The following is a 23,212-nucleotide window of genomic DNA, read 5'->3' as shown; positions in this document are numbered from 1 at the left end:
GGCTTTTGATGACATGAAGAAACAGGCCTTACTTATACTGCTTGCAACGTTACCCCTTTTTGTTGTTACGGACAGTGCTGCTGCGGACAGCAATAAGCCAACGACAACTGCCATGCTTTCTAATAAAGAAGGCATGAAAGTTATCGCCACCGAGGAGTCAGATTCATTTGCCAGGCAGATAACAGCGAATATTCCCAATCAAAATCGTAAGCAAATTCTGGAAAACTATATCAACAGCCTGCTGAAGGCCAACGCTATCTATAGCCTTGGCAATAGCAACAAAGAGCCCAGACTTATTTATCAGGTTCATGCCAGCCGGGAAGGTGTCATTATAGCCACCCGAAGCGAGCAGGATAAATACGGTGTGCAAATAGGAAACAAGGGCCTTCCTGTCTATGGCATTAACTATGAGCTTGAATCAGACTGCTCCTGGCAAGAGCAGCTCTGCTGGGTGTTTTACCCCTCACCCAGCCAGCAAAAAGAGCGATGGTTGGAAATATCCTATGCCCCCCATGCCATTGGCGAATTAATGGAAGGTGTCAGTTTACTGATAAGAAGCCTTCAGAAATAATACTTATAACTTATTGTTTTTTATCCTTTCCTGTTAACTCAAAAAAGCCTTCACGTCCTGTCCATAACGAAAAACGAACTATTAAACATCAGCATTGTCAAATAGTACAACTTTGACTAACTCCATCATCCACCGAATAATAATTTATCAAGGACGGGCACAATGGCTCCACAAGTACTTCCCACGCCTCAAACAGTCGGAGCCTATTCTCAGAGCCTACCTGTAACTCAGGATAGTGATGGTACTGTAGCTAAAGTTCCCTGGTATAAGACACGTACTTGCAAAGTTATTATGGTCGGATTGGGCATTCTTGCTGCCGCTGGTGCAGTTGCGGCCTTCCTGGCCAGCTCCTTTGTTGCTGCAGGTGTTCTGGGAGCCGCAGGGCTGGTTTGTCTGGGCATTCCTCTTTATCAAACCCTCTTTGCACCTAAACCTCTTACACAACGTACCGTTTCTCCTGCGCCTCAGAAGCCAGTGTATATTGCACCTCAACCACTGGTGCAGCCTCAACCACTGGTGCAGCCTCAACCACTGGTGCAGCCTCAACCACTAGTGCAGCCGCAACCGGCCCAGCCCTCATACTATCCAGTGCCCACTGTCACGACAGTTCAACCATCCGTTAGAACATTGACAAATTACAACGGGCATACACTAAAGCATTATGACCTGACCAAAGGTGGTGATGATCAGCTTCTGCAAAATATTCAGCCTTGCAGGCCGCTCCATAACCCAGTGAGACCAGTCATACAGCAACACCCTGATGGTGCTGCTGGAGTGGCAAGGGGGTACTTGCAAAATCATCCACAGGCTTTGATTGCAATGGGGATTGCGGGAAATTCAGGAAAGCCTGGTGGAGGACTGCAAGATGCACACTACCAATTTAATCCGTCGCAAGTAAACCCAAAAGCAAAGGGGCAGGAAGAAGGGTTATTTTCAGAGTGGCTTATTAATGAGTGTGGAAAAGGAAACTCTGCAGACCAACAGATCTTATTTGCAAATACCGTTCGGGGACAATGGGGTTTTACTTACGGACAGATTGGTAGAGTGACGAAACAAGGGCGTGACTACGTTCAAACCACCAACCCTGCCGATTATAAGGACGCTTGGCCATTATCTAATATTCCAATATATCCAAACCCAAATAATCCCAGAGCAGGAAACCCGAATAGCCCCAAGGTTGGTTATGTTGTTGTTGCAGGACCTAACACATGTGCAAATGCGAATGACACAACTGGCGAAGGCTCTATGGCCAATACGCTCAATGTAAAAGCACTAAACGACTACGCTTTTTTCAAGGAATGCGTTAAACAAACATTAGTTGCCCTCTTCATTGCTGCCAAAGCCGAGGGATATGATGTCATGCTTGTTCCACAAATCAGTTGTGGTATCTATGCAGGACCCTGGAGAGATGCCATGACCGGTACTTGGACAGATCCTACAACCGGCATGAAAAAGAGCAACTTCAGCCAAGGGGATTTCATGCGTGAAATCTTACCCAGCGTACTGAATGAGAAGGTTGGAAATCATGGCGTTACTATAGGCCACCTCTTTAACGAGGTAATAATTCCTACATTACCTCCAAAGGCTCCAAGAGGTAGGAGGGCTGGTCGTGCAGGAGGGCGCCACTAATTACTCTGTATAATGGCTTAAGAGAAGTGACTGCACTTTTCACTTCTTTTAACCTTCACATGTGACCATGAATAAAATACTGCAATATTCTTTACCTCGGGTTAAATGTTTTTATTTCCTGATCTATGTAAATAACCATTAGAATATTCTTTCTAATACAAATACCAACTTTAGTATTTTAGTCCATACCAATAATACCTTATCCTCTGCAATGCCTAGGGGTGTTCACAATTAGCTATGAGGACAGTTGATCACACAAGCACTCAGGCAATACCCAAAGGGCATAAAGGCAAACGGTGCAGGAGCCAAAGGGCCTAAAGGCATGGTGGTTCCATGTTCAAGTCGTTCAAAGCGGTATAAGTGATTGCGTGACCAACCCGAAGGGTTATCCATTATTTGCGTCATACCCCGTTGCTTAATGTGGAATAAACCAGACCGCGCAGCTCGCGCCTTTATGTCCTGTGGGTATTGACTGATGTAAATTATGGGTGGCTGGTCACATGCCTAATTGTGAACACCCCCTAGGCTTAACCTTTCCAGGCAGATCATTCCAACATAATCCAGTGATCAGGGAGCAACCCATGAACGTGCGCCGTTTCGCACAATCCGCTATTGCCATGGCAGTAGCTGGCATTATTAATCACTCAGCTATTGCACAAGAAGCCACCGATAAAGGACTTATATTATCTATTGGTGCAAGTTATAACGCACTGGATAGTTATCGGGAGCTGGATAACTCATTCGCCCAGAAAATAGGTGCAGGTTATCGACTGAACGATCGCTTCAGTATTGCCGGAATATACTCTCAGTACACCACTGATCATAAAAATGGCGGAGATGTTGATTTAAAAAGCTATCGTCTGGATACCTTTTATGATTTGACTCCATGGAATGGAGAGCTGACACCCTATCTGGTGGCCGGTATTGACGAGCTTCAGGAAAAGCCTGACGCTGGTGAAAAGCGGGACGATACCCGTATGAATGCAGGTGCAGGTGTCAGAAAAGCACTGACTCCTAACCTGTCACTGCAGGGTGATGTCAGGGTAGTGAGAAGCCTGGATTACAACCAGACCGAGAGCATGTTTAATGTTGCCCTCAACTGGACTTTTGGAAGTGTATCTCAAACGGCGCCCAAAGCCACTGAAGTTAATCCTGTGACTCGTGAGACGGTGGCTTCCATACAACCAGCTATTTCTGTCGACAGCGATCAGGACGGTATTCAGGATACAGTCGACCTTTGTCCGGGAACAATCACTGGAGCAGCTGTTGACCAAACAGGCTGCGTGCCAATGGAAGAGATCAATCTTCTGGTTACCTTCGATTTTGACTCAGATGCCATTAGCTCCAGTGCCATGTCGATGATCGGTAAGATGGGGGATTTCATGACTCGCTACCCTGATGTGAAAATTCGCATAAAAGGGCATACTGATAATCAGGGCCATGAAGATTACAACCAGGTACTGTCGACAAAAAGAGCCGATGCAGTTCGGGAGTCATTAATTGATCAATACAAGATTGATGGTGACCGGATTGAATCAATAGGTTTTGGAGAAATCGAACCTGTTACCAGTAATATGACAAAAGAAGGGCGACAGCAGAACCGTCGAGTAGTGGCAGAAGTGATCCCTGTAAAGTAGCCGCTCAACTGAAATAAATTTTCAGCCTGCTCGAGCTCAGGCAGGCTGAACTAATATTATTTTTCTGCCTTATCTCTCTCACCAAGGGAAAGAAGTAAAAATATCCAGGGAGCCCCGAGGGATAGCCAGAGACCAGCCATAGTGTTGACAATCAACAATACCCAGTAGTACTCAAGGCTCTTTGTTTCCGGAAACAAACTTCCTGTGAACTTAAGATAAAGAACCAGAACTCCAAGTCCAATTATACTTCGCAGGGCACGTTTCCAAAAACTCCCTTCACCGTTGTATTGTAATATCCTGAGAGAAATGACAGCCCCCCCTCCAAAGCCAAAGCTGATTGCAGCTAACCCTGTCATGATTGGCATCTCAAGCACCCACATATAGAGAAAACAGAGTCCTCCCATTATCATCCCACACCCGGCAAGCAAGCAGACTATGGATTGATTCTGCATCCAGGAAGCAGCTTTTTCGCCCCATGTAAAATATGCCCATAACAGCATGGCAGCTAATAACCACCCTCCAAGAATATCCCCGGGAAAATGAAGGCCAAAATACACTCTGGAGAAACCAATCAGCAGAGTAACTGATAGAGCTACAGTCCAAAACCAGCGTTTTGCGACACTGACTGCGAGCATAATCCATAACAGGGCTGAATTTTGGGAATGGCCACTTGGCATACCAAACCCCCACTCCCGATCAGACGTAATTCCAGGGTCAACATCAAATGGTCTGGGAAGAGCTAACATGTCTTTGAAGCTGATATTAATAAAAAATGACAACAGGAACATGACACTGACTCGCACCATAAACCGAAAATTAAGACACCAAATAAGGAGTGGCAAAAAGTAAATATAATACTTCCCTCCTAGGTCGGTTGTATGTCGCATCAATTCATCAGAAACCGGATTCCGATATTGCTGTATCCAGGCAACGAAGTCTAACCCCCACTGGAGTAAATCAATCACAAAAAGCTCCTTTCTTATTTTCGTTGGCAGCTCAAAAGACAGAACATTCGATTCAGTCAGTGACACAATCAGTCACAAAAATGAGTTCAAAATGTCCTATGTTTTTTTGTTTAGAGTTCGCAATATGCACTTATATTCTTTTCATCATGAGTTCAACACTAACACATGCCCTGACCTATTCTGAGCATCATTATTTTATTAATCTCATGATAAAATACTTAGAAAAATGATGTGCGACCAGTGCTTCCCCTGAAAGTATTCAGAGTCAAAATAAATAATTACTAATTATTTACCAATAGGTTAAAAATCAGTTATGTGATTACAAAGGAAGAATGAGTTAAAAGTCTGACAATATATTTTCTATCTGATAACTGCTGATCAATATCAAGAATCATTACACCAACCTTAATCAAACTCGTATGAATAGATATTTAAATATTGATACAAAACCGATGACGTTTGCAAAGGTAGCAGTGAATTACATTGGAGTCATAGAAAATAATCAAAGTAACTTTTGATTCCAATAAATCAAGAAGGACATCTACTTATAAAAAGTAAATAAACCGATGACTAAATCGTAAATGGAAATTATGAGTTACTGCATTTATCAAATAGACTAATTAGAACACAGCCCTTTCCAAAGGCCATCAATGGGATCATATCCACATCCTTTACCCTGACCGTCTTTGTGCAATATTTCAAATTTGACTATAGGATCAAAATCAAGTGATTTAATATAATCATAATGTTCTCTTGAGTTTGAGAACCAACGCAGACGACCTCTTTCTGAATACTTCCGTCCCTCTCCCCTTGCAAAATACCATTTCTGGGAAATCGCCCCACCTGGCAAACAGTGCTCTAAAGACAACTTTCCTGACAACCAGCTTACACAAAACTGTTCACCAGCCTGTTTATTAAACAATCTTTTCGAAACAAGATCATAACGCCAAACCTGATGGCTTTCTGGTTTACAGGCCTTTACCTGAAGCTTTGCTCCACCAAAGCAGTCATACTGCCCGATACTATCAATGTGACACTGCTCAACGGCAAGACAACGATTAGAACTTAATTCACCAAGTTTTAGATCTTCGGTCACTTTCACCTGCTTTGGCTGCCATGGCCAGCTTCCTGACCAATTCCAGAATTCAACTTCTTGTTGTTTCAACACTTCTTCATCAATTTCATATTTCGGACACTCAACCCTTCCCGTAAAAGGGCTCAGATAACATTGATCATTACCGGTTTCGGAGTCAATAAAGTTGAAAGTGACAGGTAAAGGAGCGTCATTATCACTTTCTAACAGCTTTACGAACGCAAGCGGGTCAAGAAAGTCTACGCGACTGAAAAACTCATCCTGCTGATTAAAAAACCAAAGCTGCTTCAGATGGGTAGGCTTACAATATTCCATAGATAATTTTTCGGGTAGCCGAGTCAGACAGACCTCTGCCCTGCGCTCAAGAGAATGAATACGTTTATTCTGAAAATCAAACACCCACCTCTGCTCAGGAACGCCTTCGTTACATTCATCAAACACTACTTTATTACTATCATAACAACCGTCTATTATCTCACCGCTCTCAGGCAAACATCCTTCCAGCTCATCCATTACAACAAGGCACTGCTCCGTACCTTTTTGTTTTAAAAGAAAGTTATTTGCATGTACTCGAGGCTCAATATCATCTACGCCATATACATTATTTCCATAAATCAGGATCAAGATGGAGAAGCATACCTGAGATAAAGACCTGTGAGCCTGACTGAAAACCATCTATATCACCGAAGTTAATGTTACAAAAAGACGTGTTACGCTCCCTGTAAGATCCCGTTAAACAAATAACCGGAATCTCATTATTTTATATTGGCTGAACTCATGAAAAGTTAAGCACCCAAGACTATATACTCGTATTTGCTCCTGCATCCATGCATTGCACGCATAAAATCCACCCGGACATAAAAAACCCTGCAATGCAGGGTTCATACTGTCAAATTTTGACAAGCCTCCAACTAAAATTGATCAGGAGACAGAGAAAACAGCTCATCCGTACCTGAAAGGGCCGCGGCCGCTGCACTTTCATAGCGTGGCAGGATGCGCTTGAAGTAATAACGGGCTGTAATCTGCTTTGCTTCCAGCCATGAGCTATCCTCACTCCCCTCAGCAAGCTTTCTGCCAGCTGTTTTGGACATTAATGACCATATCCAGCCATAAGCCACATAAGCAAAAGCGTTGAGATAATCGACGCAGGCAGAATTGATGACATTAGGGTCATTCTTGGACTGAGCCAGCAATTTGCGAGTAAGTTCTTCCAACTTATCAACTGAAGACAATAATTCATCAGCAAACTCATCGTCTGAATGTACTGAGTTACGAATCTCACTCAGGAAGGTTTCAAGGTAAGCACCACCACTCAAGGCAATCTTACGGCCAAGCAAATCCAGAGCCTGAATTCCATTAGTTCCTTCGTAAATCTGTGTAATACGAACATCCCGAACCAATTGTTCCTGTCCCCATTCACGAATAAACCCATGACCACCAAATACCTGTTGGCCTGCTACACAACTTTCCAGTCCTGCATCAGTCAAAAATGCTTTCACTACTGGAGTCAGAAGTGCTACCAGGGCTGAAGCCTTCTCTTTTTCATGTTCATCCTGACTGAATTTGGCAATATCCAACTGCTTGGCCACGTAGGTGGAGAAAGCCCTGCCTCCTTCATTCAGTGCCTTCATATTCAGTAACATCCGCCGGATATCACCATGAACCATCAATGGATCAGCCGCTTTGTCTTTCTGAACAGCACCATTTGCAGAACGCCCCTGAACACGATCCTGAGCATACTCCAGCGCATTCTGGTAAGACATTTCGCTACTACCAAGCCCCTGAATCCCCACAAACAGACGTTCGTAATTCATCATGGTAAACATGGCATTAAGACCTTTGTTGGGCTCTCCAACCAGATAGCCTTTAGCACCATCAAAATTCATGACACAGGTGGCAGATGCATTAATGCCCATTTTATGTTCAATAGAACCACAGGCCAGTTTATTGCTTTCTCCCAGAGAACCATCCTCATTGACCAGGAACTTAGGAACCAGGAACAGTGAAATACCTTTAGGTCCTGAAGGGGCATCAGGCAGCTTCGCCAACACCAAGTGAATGATATTATCCGTTAAATCGTGCTCACCACCGGTGATAAATATCTTGGTACCTGTAATGGCATAGCTGCCGTCACCATTGTCTTCTGCCTTGGTGCGAATGATACCAAGGTCGGTGCCAGCATGGGGCTCGGTCAAACACATGGTGCCCGCCCACTCACCAGAGTACATTTTCGGAAGGTAAGCTTCTTTCAGCTCATCAGAGGCGTGAGCATCAATAGCCAGGCTGGCGCCAGCACCAAGGCTTGGGTAGAGAGTGAATGCCAGACTGGCACTGCAGACCATTTCATCAAACTGGGCAGCAAGAACCTTGGGCATGCCCATTCCACCATAAACCGGGTTACCGCCTAAACCACTCCACCCACCTTCAGCAAACAGCTGATAAGCATCTTTATAGCCCTCTGGAGTGGTAACTTGACCGTCATTCCAGCTACAGCCCTCTTCATCTCCCGAGCGATTCAGAGGCGCAATGGTTCGGGATGCCAGCTTGGCAGCTTCTTCCAGAATCGCATCAGCAGTTTCCTGATCCACCGTTTCACGGACAGAGGGCCACTGTGACCACTGTTCTGCCACGTTGAATACGTCATACATTACGAAGCGCATATCACGAAGGGGGGCTTTGTACTCGGCCATTACTATCCACTCCTGGAATTATTCTTCTTACTATAGGAATACAGCCATTTTCCTACCGGTTTTATACGCAGGAAGACCCAAAGTGGCTCATAGCTGTTTACTGGCAGTCTTTCGGACTTGAGCATCCGTAGCGGGGATGGCGAGAAACTGATGATAAAAATTTCTGCGTCAGAGGATAATAGCGAGGCTATTTGACGAAGAAGTGGGAATTTTTAGACCAGTTTATCGCAATCGCAGTAGGATAGCCTTAAGCCCAAAAGGCTGTTGAATTCCGTTGTGACATACTACCCGAAAAGTGCCTGTTTTTCAGCAAAAGACTGTGTTTCTTTGTGCTTAGTTGTCGTTCTCAGAAATTAAAGAACACCTCTACCCCAAAGTAGCGATCATCAAGGTCGAGTGATCTTTTCCTATAGGATGAAAAGCTGGAAGCTGGCGGCATCACACTCAAGCGAATCGACAAATTTTGAATCGCAGCATCCTCATCATCACCACTGACCCATTGACTGATTTTGCCAACAGGGTCCAGTAGAAAAAGAACCGTAGACCCCAGTCCTTTTGACCCCATCACTTCACTGTCATTATCCAGAATTTTCAGCTTTTTCTGATAAGCCCACTCCCCGTATAACCATCCTCCGAGAGGCGTTACGATTATGTCTTGAATAGAGGGTCGCTCACACATGGCCTCAATGCCATATTCATACAGAAAAGTGGACATCAGAAAAGAATAAACAAACGAATTCCACTGGTTATAGCCGGATGATCGAGCCATAACATAGTACACACCACCAAAATAAGGATGCCCAATATAATTGATGTACCACTCATCGGTATCCCAGACAGGCCCCGACTTAACATTCTCCCACCACTTTTTGATGGGTCTGACTTCTGATTTGTCCCACTTGGAGACACTTTCCGGAAGAAGTGCAATAACTCCCAGAACTCCCAAAGCCAACCCAAAGGTTATCTTGGTTTGATACCAGAGCCTAGCCTGATCCTCTTCAGGATATTTATCGAACAGTGTTATATCCCACCCTTTATTTTCATCCTTCAATGTCCAATGCCAGTCATCTGATGGCAATACAGAGCGCTGCCCAAACGATTGTGGATAACTGGCAAGATCTTTTTGTGGCTCATATTGATAATTTGAGTCGAATGAAGAGGCAGTCCACTCATTAGACGTTACTGGAAGTGGCACAGGATAAGGGTGATTCAGGTTGTTATGGAACTCATTAGAGGAGAAAACAGGTTCTACGAATTTCCATAATAAAGAAAAGCAAACAAGAAGAATCAACGGGTTTTTTGTAGTTTCGGTATTCTTCTTCATAATGATGCGGCATCAGCACAGCGTTATTTGCTGAATAAAGCTCCAAGGTCTAATGAAAAGCAAACCCAATTTTATAGACCATATTTTTCTGACTGGCAAAGTGGTTAATGTCTCTGATAACTAAAATCAAATGCACCAAAATAGTGAAAGCTCAAAAATGTAATTTTTCTCGACAGCCTTCATCAACATTGATCATAAAAAAGTGCCAATTGCCGATTAAGTAAGCTAACGTAACTTTAATACTTCTTTTTAACGTTTTATTGCTGATCCGATACCATTGTTCCGGAAGATAAGCTGTCTTGCTGTTCCGAATATTAGACCAGAGAACCAGGCGGTTTATGCGATACATTCTAACCCTGATAACAACAATTCTGAGAATTTCTTTTTCCACCCTGCTCAATCAAGTGGCAAATTCACTGGTGAAAAATCATGGCCGTACTATTACTAGAAAGGAGAGTATCAAACGCAGCTGGGTAAGAACCATCTGGTTGATAGCTGGCATCATAATGCTATTTAATCCAGCGCTCCCGATCATTATGATTATTGCGCTCCCCACAACCTTTTTGAGTTTTATGATTCTTGATGAAATGCAGTAAGCCTTACCATGCGGAAGTATGAATATGATCCCAAAGCTCTGGGAAATTACTCTCCTGTAACCACTTCTTCGCCACTCTATCCTCTGCATCCATGCAGTCGTGCATTTACGGGATACCAGCCATCCCTGGATATAAAAAAAGGCTACCAACAGGTAGCCTTAAAAATTAGCTTTCAGTCTGCCAGACAAGCTAATTAAACATCGCCAAAATCTTCCTCTTTCATAGACAGAAGGTTTTCTGAACCGGACTCAATGCAGGTCTTATGCATCTGCGCTCTTGGCAACAAACGCTGATAATAGAATTGAGCCGTCTGAATTTTGGCCTTGTAAAAGCCTTCTTCTGTGGTGCCATTCGCCAGAGCTTCCTGTGCAGTCAGCGCCATTTTGGCCCAGAAATAAGCAAGGCAGGCATAGCCGGAGTACATCAGATAATCCACGGATGCGGCACCCACCTCTTCTTTATTCTGCATCGCCTTCATCCCAATTTGCATAGTGAGATCACCCCACTCTTTATTGAGAGCGGTCAAAGGCTTGATAAACTCCTGAAGACCTTCATTATCGGACTGCGCCTGACAGAACTTATGAATCACCTTGGTAAATGGCTTCATGGTCGCACCCTGAGTCATCAGGACTTTACGGCCCAGCAAATCCAGTGCCTGAATACCGGTGGTTCCTTCGTAAAGCATGGAGATTCGACAGTCACGAACGTTTTGTTCCATACCCCATTCACTGATATAGCCATGACCACCGTAGCACTGCACACCAAGGTTAGCCGCTTCAAACCCTGTTTCGGTCATGAAAGCCTTAACAATCGGGGTCAAAAAGCTCAATTCAAGGTCAGCCTGCTTACGAACTTCTTCATCCGGGCTATTCATTAAGTCTGCAATTTGCGCAGTGTAGTACACCAGTGCACGGTTACCTTCTGTCATTGCCTTGATGGTCAATAACATACGACGCACGTCAGGGTGAACAATGATTGGGTCAGCAGGGCCATCCGGATTCTTAGGTCCAGACAATGAGCGCATCTGTAAACGATCACGAGCGTACCTTACCGCTCCCTGATACGCGATTTCAGCATGGGCCAGCCCCTGAATTCCCGTACCCAAACGGGCGGAGTTCATAAAGGTAAACATGCAGTTCAAACCTTTATTGGGCTCACCGATCAAATAACCGGTAGCCTCATCAAAATTCATGACGCAAGTCGCGTTACCATGAATACCCATCTTATGCTCGATGGAACCACAGCTGACACCGTTACTGTCTCCCAGAGCATCCGGGCGATGACGGGGAACGATAAACAGGGAGATACCTTTCGTGCCTTCAGGAGCATTTGGCAAACGGGCAAGAACAATATGAACAATATTCTCCGCCATATCGTGTTCCCCGGCGGAGATAAAGATTTTGGTACCAGAAATACGATAAGTGCCATTTTCCTGAGGTTCTGCCTTGGTTTTCAGCATACCAAGGTCAGTACCACAATGAGGCTCGGTAAGGCACATGGTTCCGGTCCATTCACCAGAAATCAGGCGGGTCAGGTAAGTTTCTTTCTGCTCTTCAGTACCATGAGCTTCCAGAGTATTCATAGCGCCATGACTCAGCCCGGGATACATACCCCAAGACCAGTTGGCTTCGCCCATCATTTCGCTCAGAACCAGACCCAATGAGGGAGGAAGACCCTGACCACCATGCTCCGCATCACTGGCCAGTGATGGCCAGCCACCTTCGACAAACTGCTGGTAGGCTTCTTTAAATCCAGCGGGCGTTTTTACGCCCTCCTCCGTCCACTTACAGCCTTCTTCATCACCTACACGGTTCAGAGGCGACAAAACCTGTTCACAGAATTTAGCGCCTTCTTCCATAATCGCATCCACCATATCCGGGGTGGCATCCTGACCTTCAGGAAGATTTGCATAATGTTCTTCGTAGCCTAAGAGTTCATTTCGGACGAAGCGGATATCTCGCAGGGGAGCTTTATATTCTGGCATGACGCATCCTCGATATTCTTTTACTTATGGATGTAAATAAGTATAGCACTATTTCAAACAGTTGTTTGAAACTTACGTTTAGACAGGATTAATGTCAATACATGTCGGCAAAAGTTATTGTGAGTGAATAATTGATAGACGGGTGGAAAGCATTCCCATATTAACCGCACGAACAAAGAGGCACCGAATGACTTAACGGACTGAGAAGGCTGAAAAAGAGGGGAAAGCCTGACAGCAATCACAACTGCTGTCAGTAGGGTGTTTTTGAAAAGGTGCCTATAGGGAAACTGCTTTTTCTGGTATTTCGGAAAGAAGAGTTGAGATATCCAGATACTTTGCAACCTTGCCGGCATTAACGTCTTTGAGAAAAGGCACAACCCCCAGGCATGGTGCAGGAATACTGCTCTTCAGGGCCTGTAGATTCTCGTCGTAGCGGTCCATCTCCGGATCCATTTGATTGGCAACCCAACCCGCCAGTTTTACACCGTCTCGAAGAATGGCTTCAACGGTCAATAAAGCATGACTAATGCAACCCAGCTTCATGCCCACCACCAGGATCACTGGAGTATTCAGCTCTCTGGCCAAACCCGTGATCATTTCACGTGAATTTAAGGGAACCCGCCAACCACCAGCACCTTCAATCAATGCCAGATCGTGTTTATTCATCAATGCACCACGGCAGTAACCAGTCAAACGATCCAGTGTCATACGAACCCCTGCTTCCTCTGCTGCAATGTGAGGAGCAATGGGTGGCTCGAAAGCCACAGGATTTACCTGTTCATAGGGCAGTGAAAGCGTCATGGCCTCCATCAATGACAGGGCATCATCATTACGCAAGCCATCTTCGCTCTTATGACAGCCGGCTGACACTGGTTTTAAGGCAAGAGTTGTTAACTTCTCTGATCTTGCCGCTTCCAGAAGACCACAGGTAACGACCGTTTTACCGGCATCCGTATCAGTGCCGGTCACAAAATAAGTTTTCCCCATCGTACTCACTACTACTCTTAAAATGGTTTCTGTAACACGCCGTAGATGACCTGATAAGTCAAAGGTAAGCCTTCTGGCTGCCGTAATGGTTCATAAGCGTGCTTCAATGCATCCAACCTGCGTCGGGTTACCAACCCATGCTTACCAGCCAACACCGTGTTCACACCGAGAGCCTTCAAACTGCGCAGCAAAGTGATAACATCCGGGTAATAGAGTGTTTCAGCCTTTAATGAGAAAGCCTGACGGATTAATTCACTGCGAGCTACCGTTTGTTTCTGGGCTTCAAAGCGATCAAAACGATTAACCCGGTCTCTCTCTCCTGCCAGACACCAAGCGGTATTCAGTTCCTGGAGACTGCCTTCTGCCAAAGTAGAGAAAACAAAAGAGCAACCCGGTTTCAATACCCGACCAACTTCACTTAAAACCTGCTCAAAGCCACACCACTGTATAGCCAGGCTTGAATAGATAAGATCAATACTGTTGGACTGAAACGGAACAGACTCAATATCACCAGAACACCAGCTTAATCTGGGGTGATCAGGAGCATTCTGCCGGGCAAACTCCAGCATGCCCATAGCCAGATCCATACCCGTAATCATCGCGTCAGAATAACGATCTGCCAGAGTAAGGGAGTGCAACCCGGTTCCTGCACCAAGATCAATAACACGCTGAATCTGGTTTGGCGCGTTTTTCTTTTCCAGTTGTGCTGGAAGCCCCAGCATGGTTCGGGCCGCAACCCGTTTCTGCAAAACTGCGGCGTTATCATAGCTGTGTGCTGCCCGGCTAAAGTTCTCTGCGATGCGCTGCTTGATCTGAGTGTTTACTGGTCGGTTACCATGACATTCTGGTATGGACCTAGTAATGACATCCATCACTTCCGTCGTGGGTAAATATGAGTTCATGCTGGATGACTCTGTTTGTTACGAGCGATTTTCTCATGAGACAGCCTCTGGATTTCCCTGACAACAGGAGCAGGGTCATCCATAAAGAAACCATGCCCGCCATCAAAGACCTGAACTCTATGCCCAGGGAACAGCTGTTCCATTGAAATAGCCGCTGCAGTCGGTACCAAAGCATCATCTTTACCAAAAAGGTGGGTAACCGGACAGCGAATATCGGAAAGTGCTGAACGAATATCACTTTTACCCAGCATTTCCAGAAGCCTTTGCAGTATGTCCAGTTCGATATCAGTATCCGAAATTAATGCCTGCAACTGCCTGGTCTGCTCTTTGCGCATTGAACTGCCTGAACTACAAAGCAGAGAAAACTGTTGCAATGTCTTTTCATGCGACTGAGCCATGCCCTCATAGAAGCTGGAAAATAATGAAGAGTCCATAGCTTCAGGCCAGTCATGATGCTTAACAAAGCAGGCATTGGTCGCAATATTAACGACAGCTGACACCTTATCCGGATAGCGACTGGCAAATAATGTTGCCAGCACACCTCCCAGAGACCACCCTACCAGCACTACCGGCTTTTCAAACAACTGTTGATCCAGATACCCCAGCAATGAACCCCAGTCATAATCTACTTTATAAGCTTCAGACTCCATCACAAGTCCTGGCAGCTGAACGATAGAAACCCGGCGATGCTCCGCATCCAACGCGTCTGCCAATGCCTCCATCACACCTGCAGGCATGGCCCAGCCACTGATTAAAACGATCGGGTACTGACTCATCAGGACAACGCTCCTGTTATCAACAAAAGTTTTTTGGCAAGGCTTTTAAAATCCGCTTGCTGTATCGGTCACACGTTCTATTTCTACTGAATCTGCGACTACTTTCAGTGCATCCAAAAGACGGTCTACGTGACTCAATTTATGAGCTGCACTGAAGGTAATACGAAGCCTGGAAGACCCTTTCGGCACCGTCGGTGGACGAATAGCCGTCACCATAATCCCCCGTTCTGAAAGCAGCTGGCTCATTTTGACCGCCCGCTTTTCACATCCCACCAGCAAAGGTTGAATAGGTGTCTGTGAAGGCATCAACTGCAGACCCAGTTGTTCACAGCCTTGTCGGAAATATTGAATCAGGTTCTGCAGGTGTTCTCTGCGCCAGTGTTGTTCCTGTAGAAGAAGAAGACTGGTCCGAGTCGCCGAAGCCACCGCCGGAGGCATAGACGTTGTGTAGATATAAGTCCTGGCAAACTGGATCAGAGTCTCTATCAGTACATCACTGCCAGCGACAAAAGCACCAGAAGTTCCAAATGCCTTACCCAATGTTCCCACCAGCACTGGTAACTGCTTTTGACTTAAACCATAAGCCTCGGCAACACCACCGCCCGTTGCTCCCAGAAAACCAAAACCATGGGCATCATCCACCATTAGCCAGGCCTGATGTTGTGCGGCAAGGTCTGACAGCGCCTGAACCGGGGCAACATCCCCATCCATGCTGAATACACCATCCGTTACAATTAGCTTGCGCCGGGCACTGGTTTTTTGAAGCCGGGCTTCCAGATTATCCACATCATTATGGAGATAACGCTGGAAGCGCGCACCCGAAAGCTGTCCTGCATCCAGTAAAGAGGCATGGTTCAATCGATCCTGGAACACAGCATCCTGTTTACCCAGCAGTGCACTGATTACTCCGAGATTGGCCATATAGCCATTGGAGAAAAGCAATGCACGCTCCCGACCAGTAAATGCTGCCAGTTCTTCTTCCAGCTGGTGATGTGCTCGGCTATGCCCCACAACCAGATGAGAGGCACCACCACCAAGGCCATAGCTATCCGTGGCCCTTCGAAAGCTGGCAATGACTTCCGGGTGATTCGCCAACCCCAGATAGTCATTGCTGCAGAACGCTAGATAGTGCTGGCCATTGATAATGACTTCAGGACCCTGGGGAGAGTCTAGCGTTTTACGACGGCGATAGAGTCCCGCCTCATAACGGGCCTCCAGATCCTGCTCCAGATTAAAACTCATTAATCACGTCCAGCCATACTCTTCCCAGCCATCGCATCGTAATAATGATCATTGCTTTTTTCAGCGTCATACATGGCTTTTATCGGACACTTTTCATGTGGAGCCTCTAACATCGCTCCCCAGTCATGTCCTTCATTGATGCCAAGCTTTTCAAACAGCTGTCGATCCTTATTCGCTTCAGGGTTGGCGGTTGTCAGCAGCTTGTCCCCAAGGAAGATTGAGTTAGCACCCGCAAGAAATGCCAGCGCCTGAAGCTCATCACTCATCAGCTCCCGTCCGGCAGACAAACGAACATTGGATGCCGGCATCATAATTTTGGCCACGGCAATGGTGCGGACAAAATCAATACCTTCCACCGCATCAACGTCTTCCAATGGCGTACCGGCGACTTTCACCAGCATATTGATGGGTACACTCTCCGGATGCTTGGGCATGTTGGCCAGCTGAACCAGCATCCCAGCACGATCGCGCTCGGTTTCACCCAGACCCACAATACCACCACTGCAGACATTCATACCCGCTTCCCGCACAAAAGACAGGGTGTTCAAACGATCAGAATAAGTACGGGTGGTAATGATGTTGCCATAGAACTCTGGCGAGGTATCAAGGTTGTGGTTGTAGTAGTCCAGTCCTGCCTGGGCCAGCTCCGATGCCTGATCCTCGCTCAGCATGCCCAGAGTCATACAGGACTCAAGACCCAGTTCTTTTACACCTTTGATCATCTCAATGATGTAGGGCATGTCTTTGGCGGGAGGGTTTTTCCAGGCGGCCCCCATACAGAAACGCGTAGCTCCGGATGCCTTGGCCCGTTGAGCTTCCTCCAGCACCTTTTTTACTTCCATCAATTTCTCTTTTTCCAGACCGGTGTTGTAGTGGCCACTCTGGGGGCAATATTTACAGTCCTCTGGACAGGCGCCCGTCTTGATCGACAGCAATGTGCTAACTTGCACTTGGTTTGGATCAAAATGTTCTCTGTGAGCCAGTTGGGCCTGAAAGATAAGATCATTGAACGGCTTTTGGAAAAGCGCTTCTACTTCTGAGAGAGTCCAGTCATGGCGAAGAGGGCTGGAGAAATTTTCTGCTAAAGCTGGGCTGGTACTGGTCATGACATCCTCTGGGGGAGCACTTCACTGAAACACCGGTCACTGGGAGCAAAACCCTTGTTAACGGAGACCTGAGTTTTATTAATTCTTTGAGTTAACAACCATGAAAATGGCACTGCCAATAAGTACAACGACATTTTCATAATAAAGATGCGAAAGATGATAACGGAATTACAGTCACCGTCAATCTATGAAATTCTTAAAGGTTTACAGCTGGTCTAATTTTAAACAAAAAATACAGGTCAAATGCATTCTTTGCCGGGGCTTTACAACGCTTGCCCAACCGCTCTGCCATTTATGTCTGGCAGCATGCCCTGCCCCGCAGTGCTTTTGCTCGTGCTGCGGCCTGCCCATTCAAGACAGTGAAACAGGCATATGTGGCCAGTGCCTGAAGCAACCACCATTATTTGACAACTGTCTTTCACCATTCCTGTACCAGCTTCCCGTCAACCGGATTCTACAAATGGTGAAATACCAGTCCAGACTGGAACTGATAAGGCCAATGGCGTCATCACTTGCTGAAGTGTTGATGGACTATTACCTCGATGATCAGTGGCCAGAAATCATGCTACCGGTACCACTGCATCGCAAAAGGTTGCGGGAAAGAGGTTATGACCAGACTCTGCTACTGACCAAAGCCCTGAAGAAACTACTCAACACCCAGGACCTGAACATTGACCAACAGTTGATCAAAAGAATCATTCACTCAGCGCCTCAGCAAAGTCTGGATGCTAACGCCCGGCAGAAAAACATTCGCAATGCCTTTATTTTGAACCGTAAACCAGAGTGGAAACACGTAGCCTTAGTCGACGATGTGGTAACCACAGGTGCCACTGTCAGTGAGATAACCAGACTGTTGAAAAAAGGCGGTGTCGAACGCGTGGATATCTGGAGTATTGCCCGGACACCAGAAGCCTGATCATCACTGACCATTAGTCATGATGGCCAATCCTGACAGCTCGTGGCTGAGACCAGCAATCAACCGGTCAGTTGCTTTTGACAGCGCATTCACCAGTGCCGTGTAACCGTCAGAGTTCAGAGGTTCCTTGAAGCTGAACGGCTGAGATTTCAACAGCTCTCCCTGACTATCCAGCAAAGACCACTCCCCGGCTACCTCGGCATAGCCCTGGTAGCTGCCATTAAATTTTTGAACGTTAACCAGCAAGGTTGCCACTTCAGGCATATTCATCTGAGGAGAGCTTTGTACTACCCAGTAACGGTTTTGACCCTGTCGGAGCCCAACCAGAAGACGGTTCGATAACTGCGTCGAAATGTTCTCTGCCCAAAGATGCTGTTGAGCAACCACCGCCTCAGTCGGTGACGTTTGGTAGACAATACCTTTACTGCCGAGAAGGTTATCCATGCCAACCGGTGCAAGAACAATGATGAGTTTCGACGCCTTATAGTCAGCATTCGCTTTGATTGGTACAGGTTCAAGAAGATAGCTTTTTGTCTGAGGTGCTTTCGCACCGCACCCTGCCAGCAAGGATAGGATAACCGTAACAGCGAGCAATACTTTCATGGGTTGATTCCTTTGACAGGGACAGGGTCTGCCGCTCCTTTTGTGCCAAAAATAAGGGCGTCTGGCTGTTCATTTAAGGTTTTCAGTAAGGGATCCAGCTGTCCCAACGCCTGATTGATGCGCAACAGTACTTGTCCAATTTCTGCGTAGTTAGTCGAGTCGGGACTGAACCCTTTCAAAATAGACCTCAGGTCGGTCAGAGTTCTATGGGCAGTCTGTGGAAGTTGCTGCGTCTCTTTCTGCGCCAGCAGGCCGTCGACGTCCTTCAGTGTTTTCTGAAGCTGTTGACCCGCCCCATCAAGACGCACAAGACTCTGGTTCAAATAATCAACCGTCTTATCAACGGGCAGTTTTTCGAGCTTGGTAAGAATATGTTCAATTTGATGCTGCAGCAGTACAAACTCACCCTCTATGGTCGGGAATACGTTGTAACCATAATACGTTCTGACAGCGTCGGGTTTGGAGGCATGCACTTCATCGGGATAAAAGTCGATATCAATATACAAAGAGCCTGAGAGAAAGTTTGCCGTTTTTAGGGATGCTCGAAGGCCATTTTTAAAGGCATCCGCAAAGCTCTGTTCCAGCTGATCAATGGTTTCCCGGGAAGATGCCAGGTGATCAATACGTTCCAGCTCGATATTGACCAGGACAGGAATTTTCATGGTAGCCACTGAGGCCTTTCCGCTCAGCACAAAAGGAACCTGCTTTACCGTGCCGATACGAATGCCACGATACTCAACCGGGGCTCCCGGTGAGAGGCCACGCACAGAATCCGCAAACAACATGGCATAGGGGATCAGCTTCTCATACATATTCGCCCGAACATCCTGGAGATTGTCATAGAGTTCAAACTCAGGCATTTCTCCATTTATTCGCTCACCTTCCGGGGAGCCCTCAGGTACCGCAAAAGTCACGCCTCCAGAAATCAACGTTTCCAGAGAAGCAAAGTTGATACTGAATCCCTGGGCGTTCAGATTAATGTCCATACCCGAGTTGAGCCAGAATCGACTGCGGGTGCGAAGCAGACCACTGTACGGCTGGAAGATAAACAGTTGATAGGTAGCCTGGTGTTTATCCACATCAAACCCGGTTTTCTCAACCCGCCCCACCACATAGCCTTCAAACATGACCGGATCACCGATGGCCAATTTTCCCGCCTCACTGGTAACCAGTATCACCCGGATTCCCTTAATATCAGGCCCTGCAATGGGAGGGGCACTGAGCATGACAAACTCAGATCGTTTCTCTTTGGAGTCACCGGGTTCCAGCTCTATATAAGGACCTGAAAGCAGGGTTTCCAAACCGGTCACACCTTCAGTACCAATGCGTGGTTTCACCAGCCAGAACTCGCTGTCTTTACGCAGCATGCGATCGGTACCACTGTCCATTCGAACCGTCAGATCAATCTGACTGTAGTCTTTACTCAATTTGACGGCAGTCACCATACCCACTTTGACACTGCGCACCTTAACCAGTGTTTTGTCTGGCACCACTCCCTCGGCAGTCTGTACGGTTAAATGGATCTCAGGTCCCTGCTGACTCATGTACTGATAGACCATCCAGCCAGCCACAATCAACGACACAATCGGGATGATCCAGACTGGAGAAAAATGCCGGTCCGGGGATACCGTTGCTGTTGTTTTTTGTTCGTCCATTAAAGCTCTGCCTTTTGGTCAAACCTCAGGCAGCCCTTGGAGGTCATACGCCCATCGTCGTGAGTACAGGGAATGTTTTTCCAGAGAATTCGTGGATCGAAAAATCGTGTGGAGAGCAGAGTAAAGATCACCACCAGGGCAAAATAAAAGACCGCTCTGCCAGGCGTAACACGCATAAGCTCACCAAATTGAACCAGCGCTGCAAGGATCGCGACAACGAAGACATCAATCATCGACCAGCGCCCAATAACCTCAATAAACCGATAGAGTTTTAGTCTCTCAAGAACCACCTGCGAGGCCTCTTCTTCCCGCCTGCGCTGGGACCAGAGCAGGTGGATCAGAATCAGCATCTTGGTCAGTGGCAGAATAATACTGGCGGTCAGAATCACCAGCGCAACCGGATAAGAACCCAGCTTCCAGAGTAATATCACGCCATCCATGATGGTGGATCCGTCCGAGTCACCAAAACTGGTGGTGTACATCATGGGGTACAGGTTTGCCGGAAAGTAAAAGATCAATGACGTCATCAGTACCGCTGTCGTAAGCCTGATACTTTGACCGGGGTTGTATGAGTACAGTCGAAAATGGCAGCGCTGACAGTGCGTCACTTTATCAACGTTACCATCTGTGGCGGGATTAATCTGGCCGCACAAATGGCAAACCAAATGATTACCGGTCAGGTGACTGTCTCCGGGCTGAACATCTGCCGTACTGACCGGTGAAAAAAGATAAGCGCAAAGCCAGTGCCTGTCTGCCATGCGGGAGCATTTAACCACCAGCAGGGCAAAAACAAAGTAAGTCCAGAAGGCAATACCAATGCTGATATCGGACAGGGACGCCATTTTAATAATGCTGACCAGGGCGCCTATAAAGAAAATATCCACCAGCAACCAGGGTTCCGCACAAAACACAAAACGAAAAAGCCGTTTAACCCACGTGGAATCACCAAGGTACTGTTGCGATGTTGCTGAGTACCAGGCCATGGCAAACAGAATCATCAACCCCACCAAGTAGAATGCAGGCAGAAAAATGATAGTCAGCAGCAATAATGAGGCCAGTGCAGCCTTATTGAAGTAGAAGAATACAATCAATACATCAATCAGTGCGACCTGCTGTGATATTCCCTCAACATCTATCGCCATAAAGGGAAAGAAACAGCTGACTCCCTGCAGTATCAATGCTGCCAGGCCATAGGCAAATACTTTGCTGTGGCAGCCTTTGATTCGTGTAACGAGCGAGTTACCACAGCGCGGGCATGATGCGACCTGATCTTCAAGTAAATTGGGTACTCGAGAAACCATGCCACATTCCTGACAGGCTGCAAGCAATGGGGAGTCGGAAGGCATACCTGATAACTGCTGGAGATATTGCTATGAAATTATAGAGTCCAACTCAGTTTCTGCATGTCTGGACTATTTTGAGGATTGACTGAGTCTTTTAATAAAGATAACTATTTTCAAACTCTTCGATCTCTTGAGTCATTAATCGAAGCGTTTTTGAAAAAATTTCTACTCCCCGGTGTCTGGATAACCCGGGATAAATCTGCAGATGATAACGGCAGGGATTTCGTATCTGAGCCGGTTGTAACTGGATCAGTTGCCCTTTCCTGATAGCATCCATCACCAGGGAAGTTCTTCCCATAGCGACACCATGACCAAGTTCTGCCAGCTGCAACGTAATATTGGACTGACTGTACTTTTGGACATGGCTTTTTGTCAGGTCAACACCCTGAGAGTCTGCCCAGTATGACCAGATATCAGTATGCGCCTGCCTTGCGGAGCTTATGTCGTATAACAGTGTCAACTCTGGCAGCCTATTGATAAACCGGCTGGCATCGTCCTTGTTACCATTCAAACCATGTGCCTCTGCAAAAGCCGGGGAGCAGACAGGAAAAATAGATTCACTGAACAGGCCAGATTCTGAGCTGTCGGATGAAGATACTGCCTCATGGGTATATACAATTGCCAGATGGGCATGATGGAGAGAGAAGTCCATTGGGTTTGATATGGCATTAACGGATAACCGAACGTCGGGGATGACTTTCTCAAAATTAACCAGCCTGGGAAACAGCCAGCGAATAGCAAATCCCGGCAAAGAAGAAACAATCAATTCATCCTCGCATTGCTTGCTGCGCTCAGCATAAATCACTTCGGTAATTCGAGTTAAGCTCTCATTGACCACATGAAGCAGGGCTCTGCCTGATGGGGTCGGCACAATACGTCGACCTTCCCTCAGGAACACAGCAAAACCAAGCCTGATTTCCAGCGATTTTATGTGCTGGCTGACAGCCCCCTGACTGATATTCAACTCGCCAGCTGCCTTGGTGAAACTGCCAAGCCGGTAACAACTCTCGAAGGTACGCAGGGTTTGCAGAGATGGCAGTGAAAACTTATTCATTAGTTTTTCTAATGGGTTTGTTATTAGAAAGGGATGGGTTCACCGTATTTCTATTTGATAGTCTTCGGCTGCTTACAAAACTGATTGAATTTTATACAGATCAATCAATAAGAATTCTAATGATGCAGTGAGGCTGCCC

General features: G+C 46.5%; 18 protein-coding genes. 4 read left to right on the top strand and 14 right to left on the bottom strand.

Translation table 11 applies throughout. The features are described 5' to 3' along the window. Positions 1–13 precede the first annotated feature (13 nt). From GV64_RS03960 to GV64_RS23575, 3 genes are all read left to right on the top strand, one after another. Entirely contained in the window at positions 14–571 is a 558-nt protein-coding gene (locus GV64_RS03960) for a hypothetical protein (RefSeq protein ID WP_020584218.1), read from the top strand. A 162-nt stretch (positions 572–733) separates the two neighbouring features. Then, positions 734–2,200, top strand: coding sequence for a hypothetical protein (locus GV64_RS03955; RefSeq protein ID WP_020584219.1), 1,467 nt, complete (start codon positions 734–736; stop codon positions 2,198–2,200). Positions 2,201–2,781: 581 nt separating this feature from the next. After that, positions 2,782–3,837 (top strand): OmpA family protein, encoded by a 1,056-nt coding sequence (locus GV64_RS23575; RefSeq protein ID WP_051700869.1) that lies wholly within the window; start codon positions 2,782–2,784, stop codon positions 3,835–3,837. A gap of 56 nt (positions 3,838–3,893) precedes the next feature. On the opposite strand, the gene GV64_RS03945 is transcribed toward GV64_RS23575, so the two are convergent. The 10 genes from GV64_RS03945 to bioB form a co-directional block, all read right to left on the bottom strand. Beyond that, positions 3,894–4,802 carry a phosphatase PAP2 family protein gene (locus tag GV64_RS03945; protein WP_020584221.1) on the bottom strand — a complete coding sequence of 303 codons (909 nt, stop codon included), beginning with the start codon at positions 4,800–4,802 and terminating at the stop codon, positions 3,894–3,896. Positions 4,803–5,418: 616 nt separating this feature from the next. Then, complete coding sequence (locus tag GV64_RS03940; RefSeq protein ID WP_020584222.1) at positions 5,419–6,519, bottom strand: RICIN domain-containing protein; 1,101 nt, start codon at positions 6,517–6,519, stop codon at positions 5,419–5,421. A 287-nt stretch (positions 6,520–6,806) separates the two neighbouring features. After that, positions 6,807–8,585, bottom strand: a complete 1,779-nt coding sequence (locus GV64_RS03935; RefSeq protein WP_020584223.1) for an acyl-CoA dehydrogenase C-terminal domain-containing protein — start codon at positions 8,583–8,585, stop codon at positions 6,807–6,809. Between the two features lie 346 nt (positions 8,586–8,931). Continuing rightward, entirely contained in the window at positions 8,932–9,909 is a 978-nt protein-coding gene (locus GV64_RS23570; RefSeq protein ID WP_020584224.1) for a DUF3943 domain-containing protein, read from the bottom strand. 789 nt (positions 9,910–10,698) lie between these two features. Then, complete coding sequence (locus tag GV64_RS03910; RefSeq protein WP_020584227.1) at positions 10,699–12,489, bottom strand: acyl-CoA dehydrogenase C-terminal domain-containing protein; 1,791 nt, start codon at positions 12,487–12,489, stop codon at positions 10,699–10,701. A gap of 276 nt (positions 12,490–12,765) precedes the next feature. After that, a complete protein-coding gene (bioD, locus tag GV64_RS03905; protein ID WP_020584228.1) occupies positions 12,766–13,476 on the bottom strand; it encodes a dethiobiotin synthase in 711 nt (236 codons plus the stop codon). A gap of 17 nt (positions 13,477–13,493) precedes the next feature. After that, on the bottom strand, positions 13,494–14,378 hold the full coding sequence (gene bioC / locus GV64_RS03900; protein WP_020584229.1) for a malonyl-ACP O-methyltransferase BioC: 885 nt from the start codon (positions 14,376–14,378) through the stop codon (positions 13,494–13,496). Beyond that, positions 14,375–15,154: an alpha/beta fold hydrolase gene (locus GV64_RS03895; RefSeq protein WP_020584230.1), complete on the bottom strand. Its 780-nt coding sequence runs from the start codon at positions 15,152–15,154 to the stop codon at positions 14,375–14,377. Before GV64_RS03895 ends, bioC begins: the two co-directional genes overlap by 4 nt. Before the next feature lie 45 nt (positions 15,155–15,199). Further along, a complete protein-coding gene (gene bioF, locus GV64_RS03890) occupies positions 15,200–16,396 on the bottom strand; it encodes an 8-amino-7-oxononanoate synthase (RefSeq protein ID WP_020584231.1) in 1,197 nt (398 codons plus the stop codon). Continuing rightward, the gene (bioB, locus tag GV64_RS03885) at positions 16,396–17,502 is read right to left on the bottom strand and encodes a biotin synthase BioB (protein WP_020584232.1); all 1,107 of its coding nucleotides are present in this window, start codon (positions 17,500–17,502) and stop codon (positions 16,396–16,398) included. The genes bioF and bioB overlap by 1 nt, the downstream gene beginning before the upstream one ends. Positions 17,503–18,001: 499 nt before the next feature. Between bioB and GV64_RS25180 the strand changes: the two genes are divergently transcribed. Further along, positions 18,002–18,418 carry a ComF family protein gene (locus tag GV64_RS25180; RefSeq protein WP_157237093.1) on the top strand — a complete coding sequence of 139 codons (417 nt, stop codon included), beginning with the start codon at positions 18,002–18,004 and terminating at the stop codon, positions 18,416–18,418. Between the two features lie 3 nt (positions 18,419–18,421). Here GV64_RS25180 and GV64_RS03875 read toward each other — a convergent pair whose 3' ends face one another. From GV64_RS03875 to GV64_RS03860, 4 genes are all read right to left on the bottom strand, one after another. Next, positions 18,422–19,021: a PqiC family protein gene (locus GV64_RS03875; protein ID WP_020584235.1), complete on the bottom strand. Its 600-nt coding sequence runs from the start codon at positions 19,019–19,021 to the stop codon at positions 18,422–18,424. After that, on the bottom strand, positions 19,018–20,676 hold the full coding sequence (gene pqiB, locus GV64_RS03870) for an intermembrane transport protein PqiB (protein WP_020584236.1): 1,659 nt from the start codon (positions 20,674–20,676) through the stop codon (positions 19,018–19,020). Before pqiB ends, GV64_RS03875 begins: the two co-directional genes overlap by 4 nt. Further along, on the bottom strand, positions 20,676–22,022 hold the full coding sequence (locus GV64_RS03865; RefSeq protein ID WP_081622204.1) for a paraquat-inducible protein A: 1,347 nt from the start codon (positions 22,020–22,022) through the stop codon (positions 20,676–20,678). The genes pqiB and GV64_RS03865 overlap by 1 nt, the downstream gene beginning before the upstream one ends. Before the next feature lie 91 nt (positions 22,023–22,113). Further along, complete coding sequence (locus GV64_RS03860) at positions 22,114–23,073, bottom strand: LysR family transcriptional regulator (RefSeq protein WP_020584238.1); 960 nt, start codon at positions 23,071–23,073, stop codon at positions 22,114–22,116. Positions 23,074–23,212 lie beyond the last annotated feature (139 nt).

It is taken from the genome of Endozoicomonas elysicola (assembly GCF_000710775.1).
GTDB classification, from domain to species: domain Bacteria; phylum Pseudomonadota; class Gammaproteobacteria; order Pseudomonadales; family Endozoicomonadaceae; genus Endozoicomonas; species Endozoicomonas elysicola.
This window is presented reverse-complemented; position numbering and strand designations above follow the sequence as displayed.

Excerpts from the sequence above, each read along its gene's own strand:
- GV64_RS03960 (WP_020584218.1), top strand. The coding sequence starts at position 14 with ATGAAGAAACAGGCCTTACTTATACTGCTTGCAACGTTACCCCTTTTT.
- GV64_RS03955 (WP_020584219.1), top strand. The coding sequence starts at position 734 with ATGGCTCCACAAGTACTTCCCACGCCTCAAACAGTCGGAGCCTATTCT.
- GV64_RS23575 (WP_051700869.1), top strand. The coding sequence starts at position 2,782 with ATGAACGTGCGCCGTTTCGCACAATCCGCTATTGCCATGGCAGTAGCT.
- GV64_RS03935 (WP_020584223.1), bottom strand. The coding sequence starts at position 8,585 with ATGGCCGAGTACAAAGCCCCCCTTCGTGATATGCGCTTCGTAATGTAT.
- GV64_RS23570 (WP_020584224.1), bottom strand. The coding sequence starts at position 9,909 with ATGAAGAAGAATACCGAAACTACAAAAAACCCGTTGATTCTTCTTGTT.
- GV64_RS03910 (WP_020584227.1), bottom strand. The coding sequence starts at position 12,489 with ATGCCAGAATATAAAGCTCCCCTGCGAGATATCCGCTTCGTCCGAAAT.
- bioD (WP_020584228.1), bottom strand. The coding sequence starts at position 13,476 with ATGGGGAAAACTTATTTTGTGACCGGCACTGATACGGATGCCGGTAAA.
- bioC (WP_020584229.1), bottom strand. The coding sequence starts at position 14,378 with ATGAACTCATATTTACCCACGACGGAAGTGATGGATGTCATTACTAGG.
- GV64_RS03895 (WP_020584230.1), bottom strand. The coding sequence starts at position 15,154 with ATGAGTCAGTACCCGATCGTTTTAATCAGTGGCTGGGCCATGCCTGCA.
- bioF (WP_020584231.1), bottom strand. The coding sequence starts at position 16,396 with ATGAGTTTTAATCTGGAGCAGGATCTGGAGGCCCGTTATGAGGCGGGA.
- bioB (WP_020584232.1), bottom strand. The coding sequence starts at position 17,502 with ATGACCAGTACCAGCCCAGCTTTAGCAGAAAATTTCTCCAGCCCTCTT.
- GV64_RS25180 (WP_157237093.1), top strand. The coding sequence starts at position 18,002 with ATGGCGTCATCACTTGCTGAAGTGTTGATGGACTATTACCTCGATGAT.
- GV64_RS03875 (WP_020584235.1), bottom strand. The coding sequence starts at position 19,021 with ATGAAAGTATTGCTCGCTGTTACGGTTATCCTATCCTTGCTGGCAGGG.
- pqiB (WP_020584236.1), bottom strand. The coding sequence starts at position 20,676 with ATGGACGAACAAAAAACAACAGCAACGGTATCCCCGGACCGGCATTTT.
- GV64_RS03865 (WP_081622204.1), bottom strand. The coding sequence starts at position 22,022 with ATGCCTTCCGACTCCCCATTGCTTGCAGCCTGTCAGGAATGTGGCATG.
- GV64_RS03860 (WP_020584238.1), bottom strand. The coding sequence starts at position 23,073 with ATGAATAAGTTTTCACTGCCATCTCTGCAAACCCTGCGTACCTTCGAG.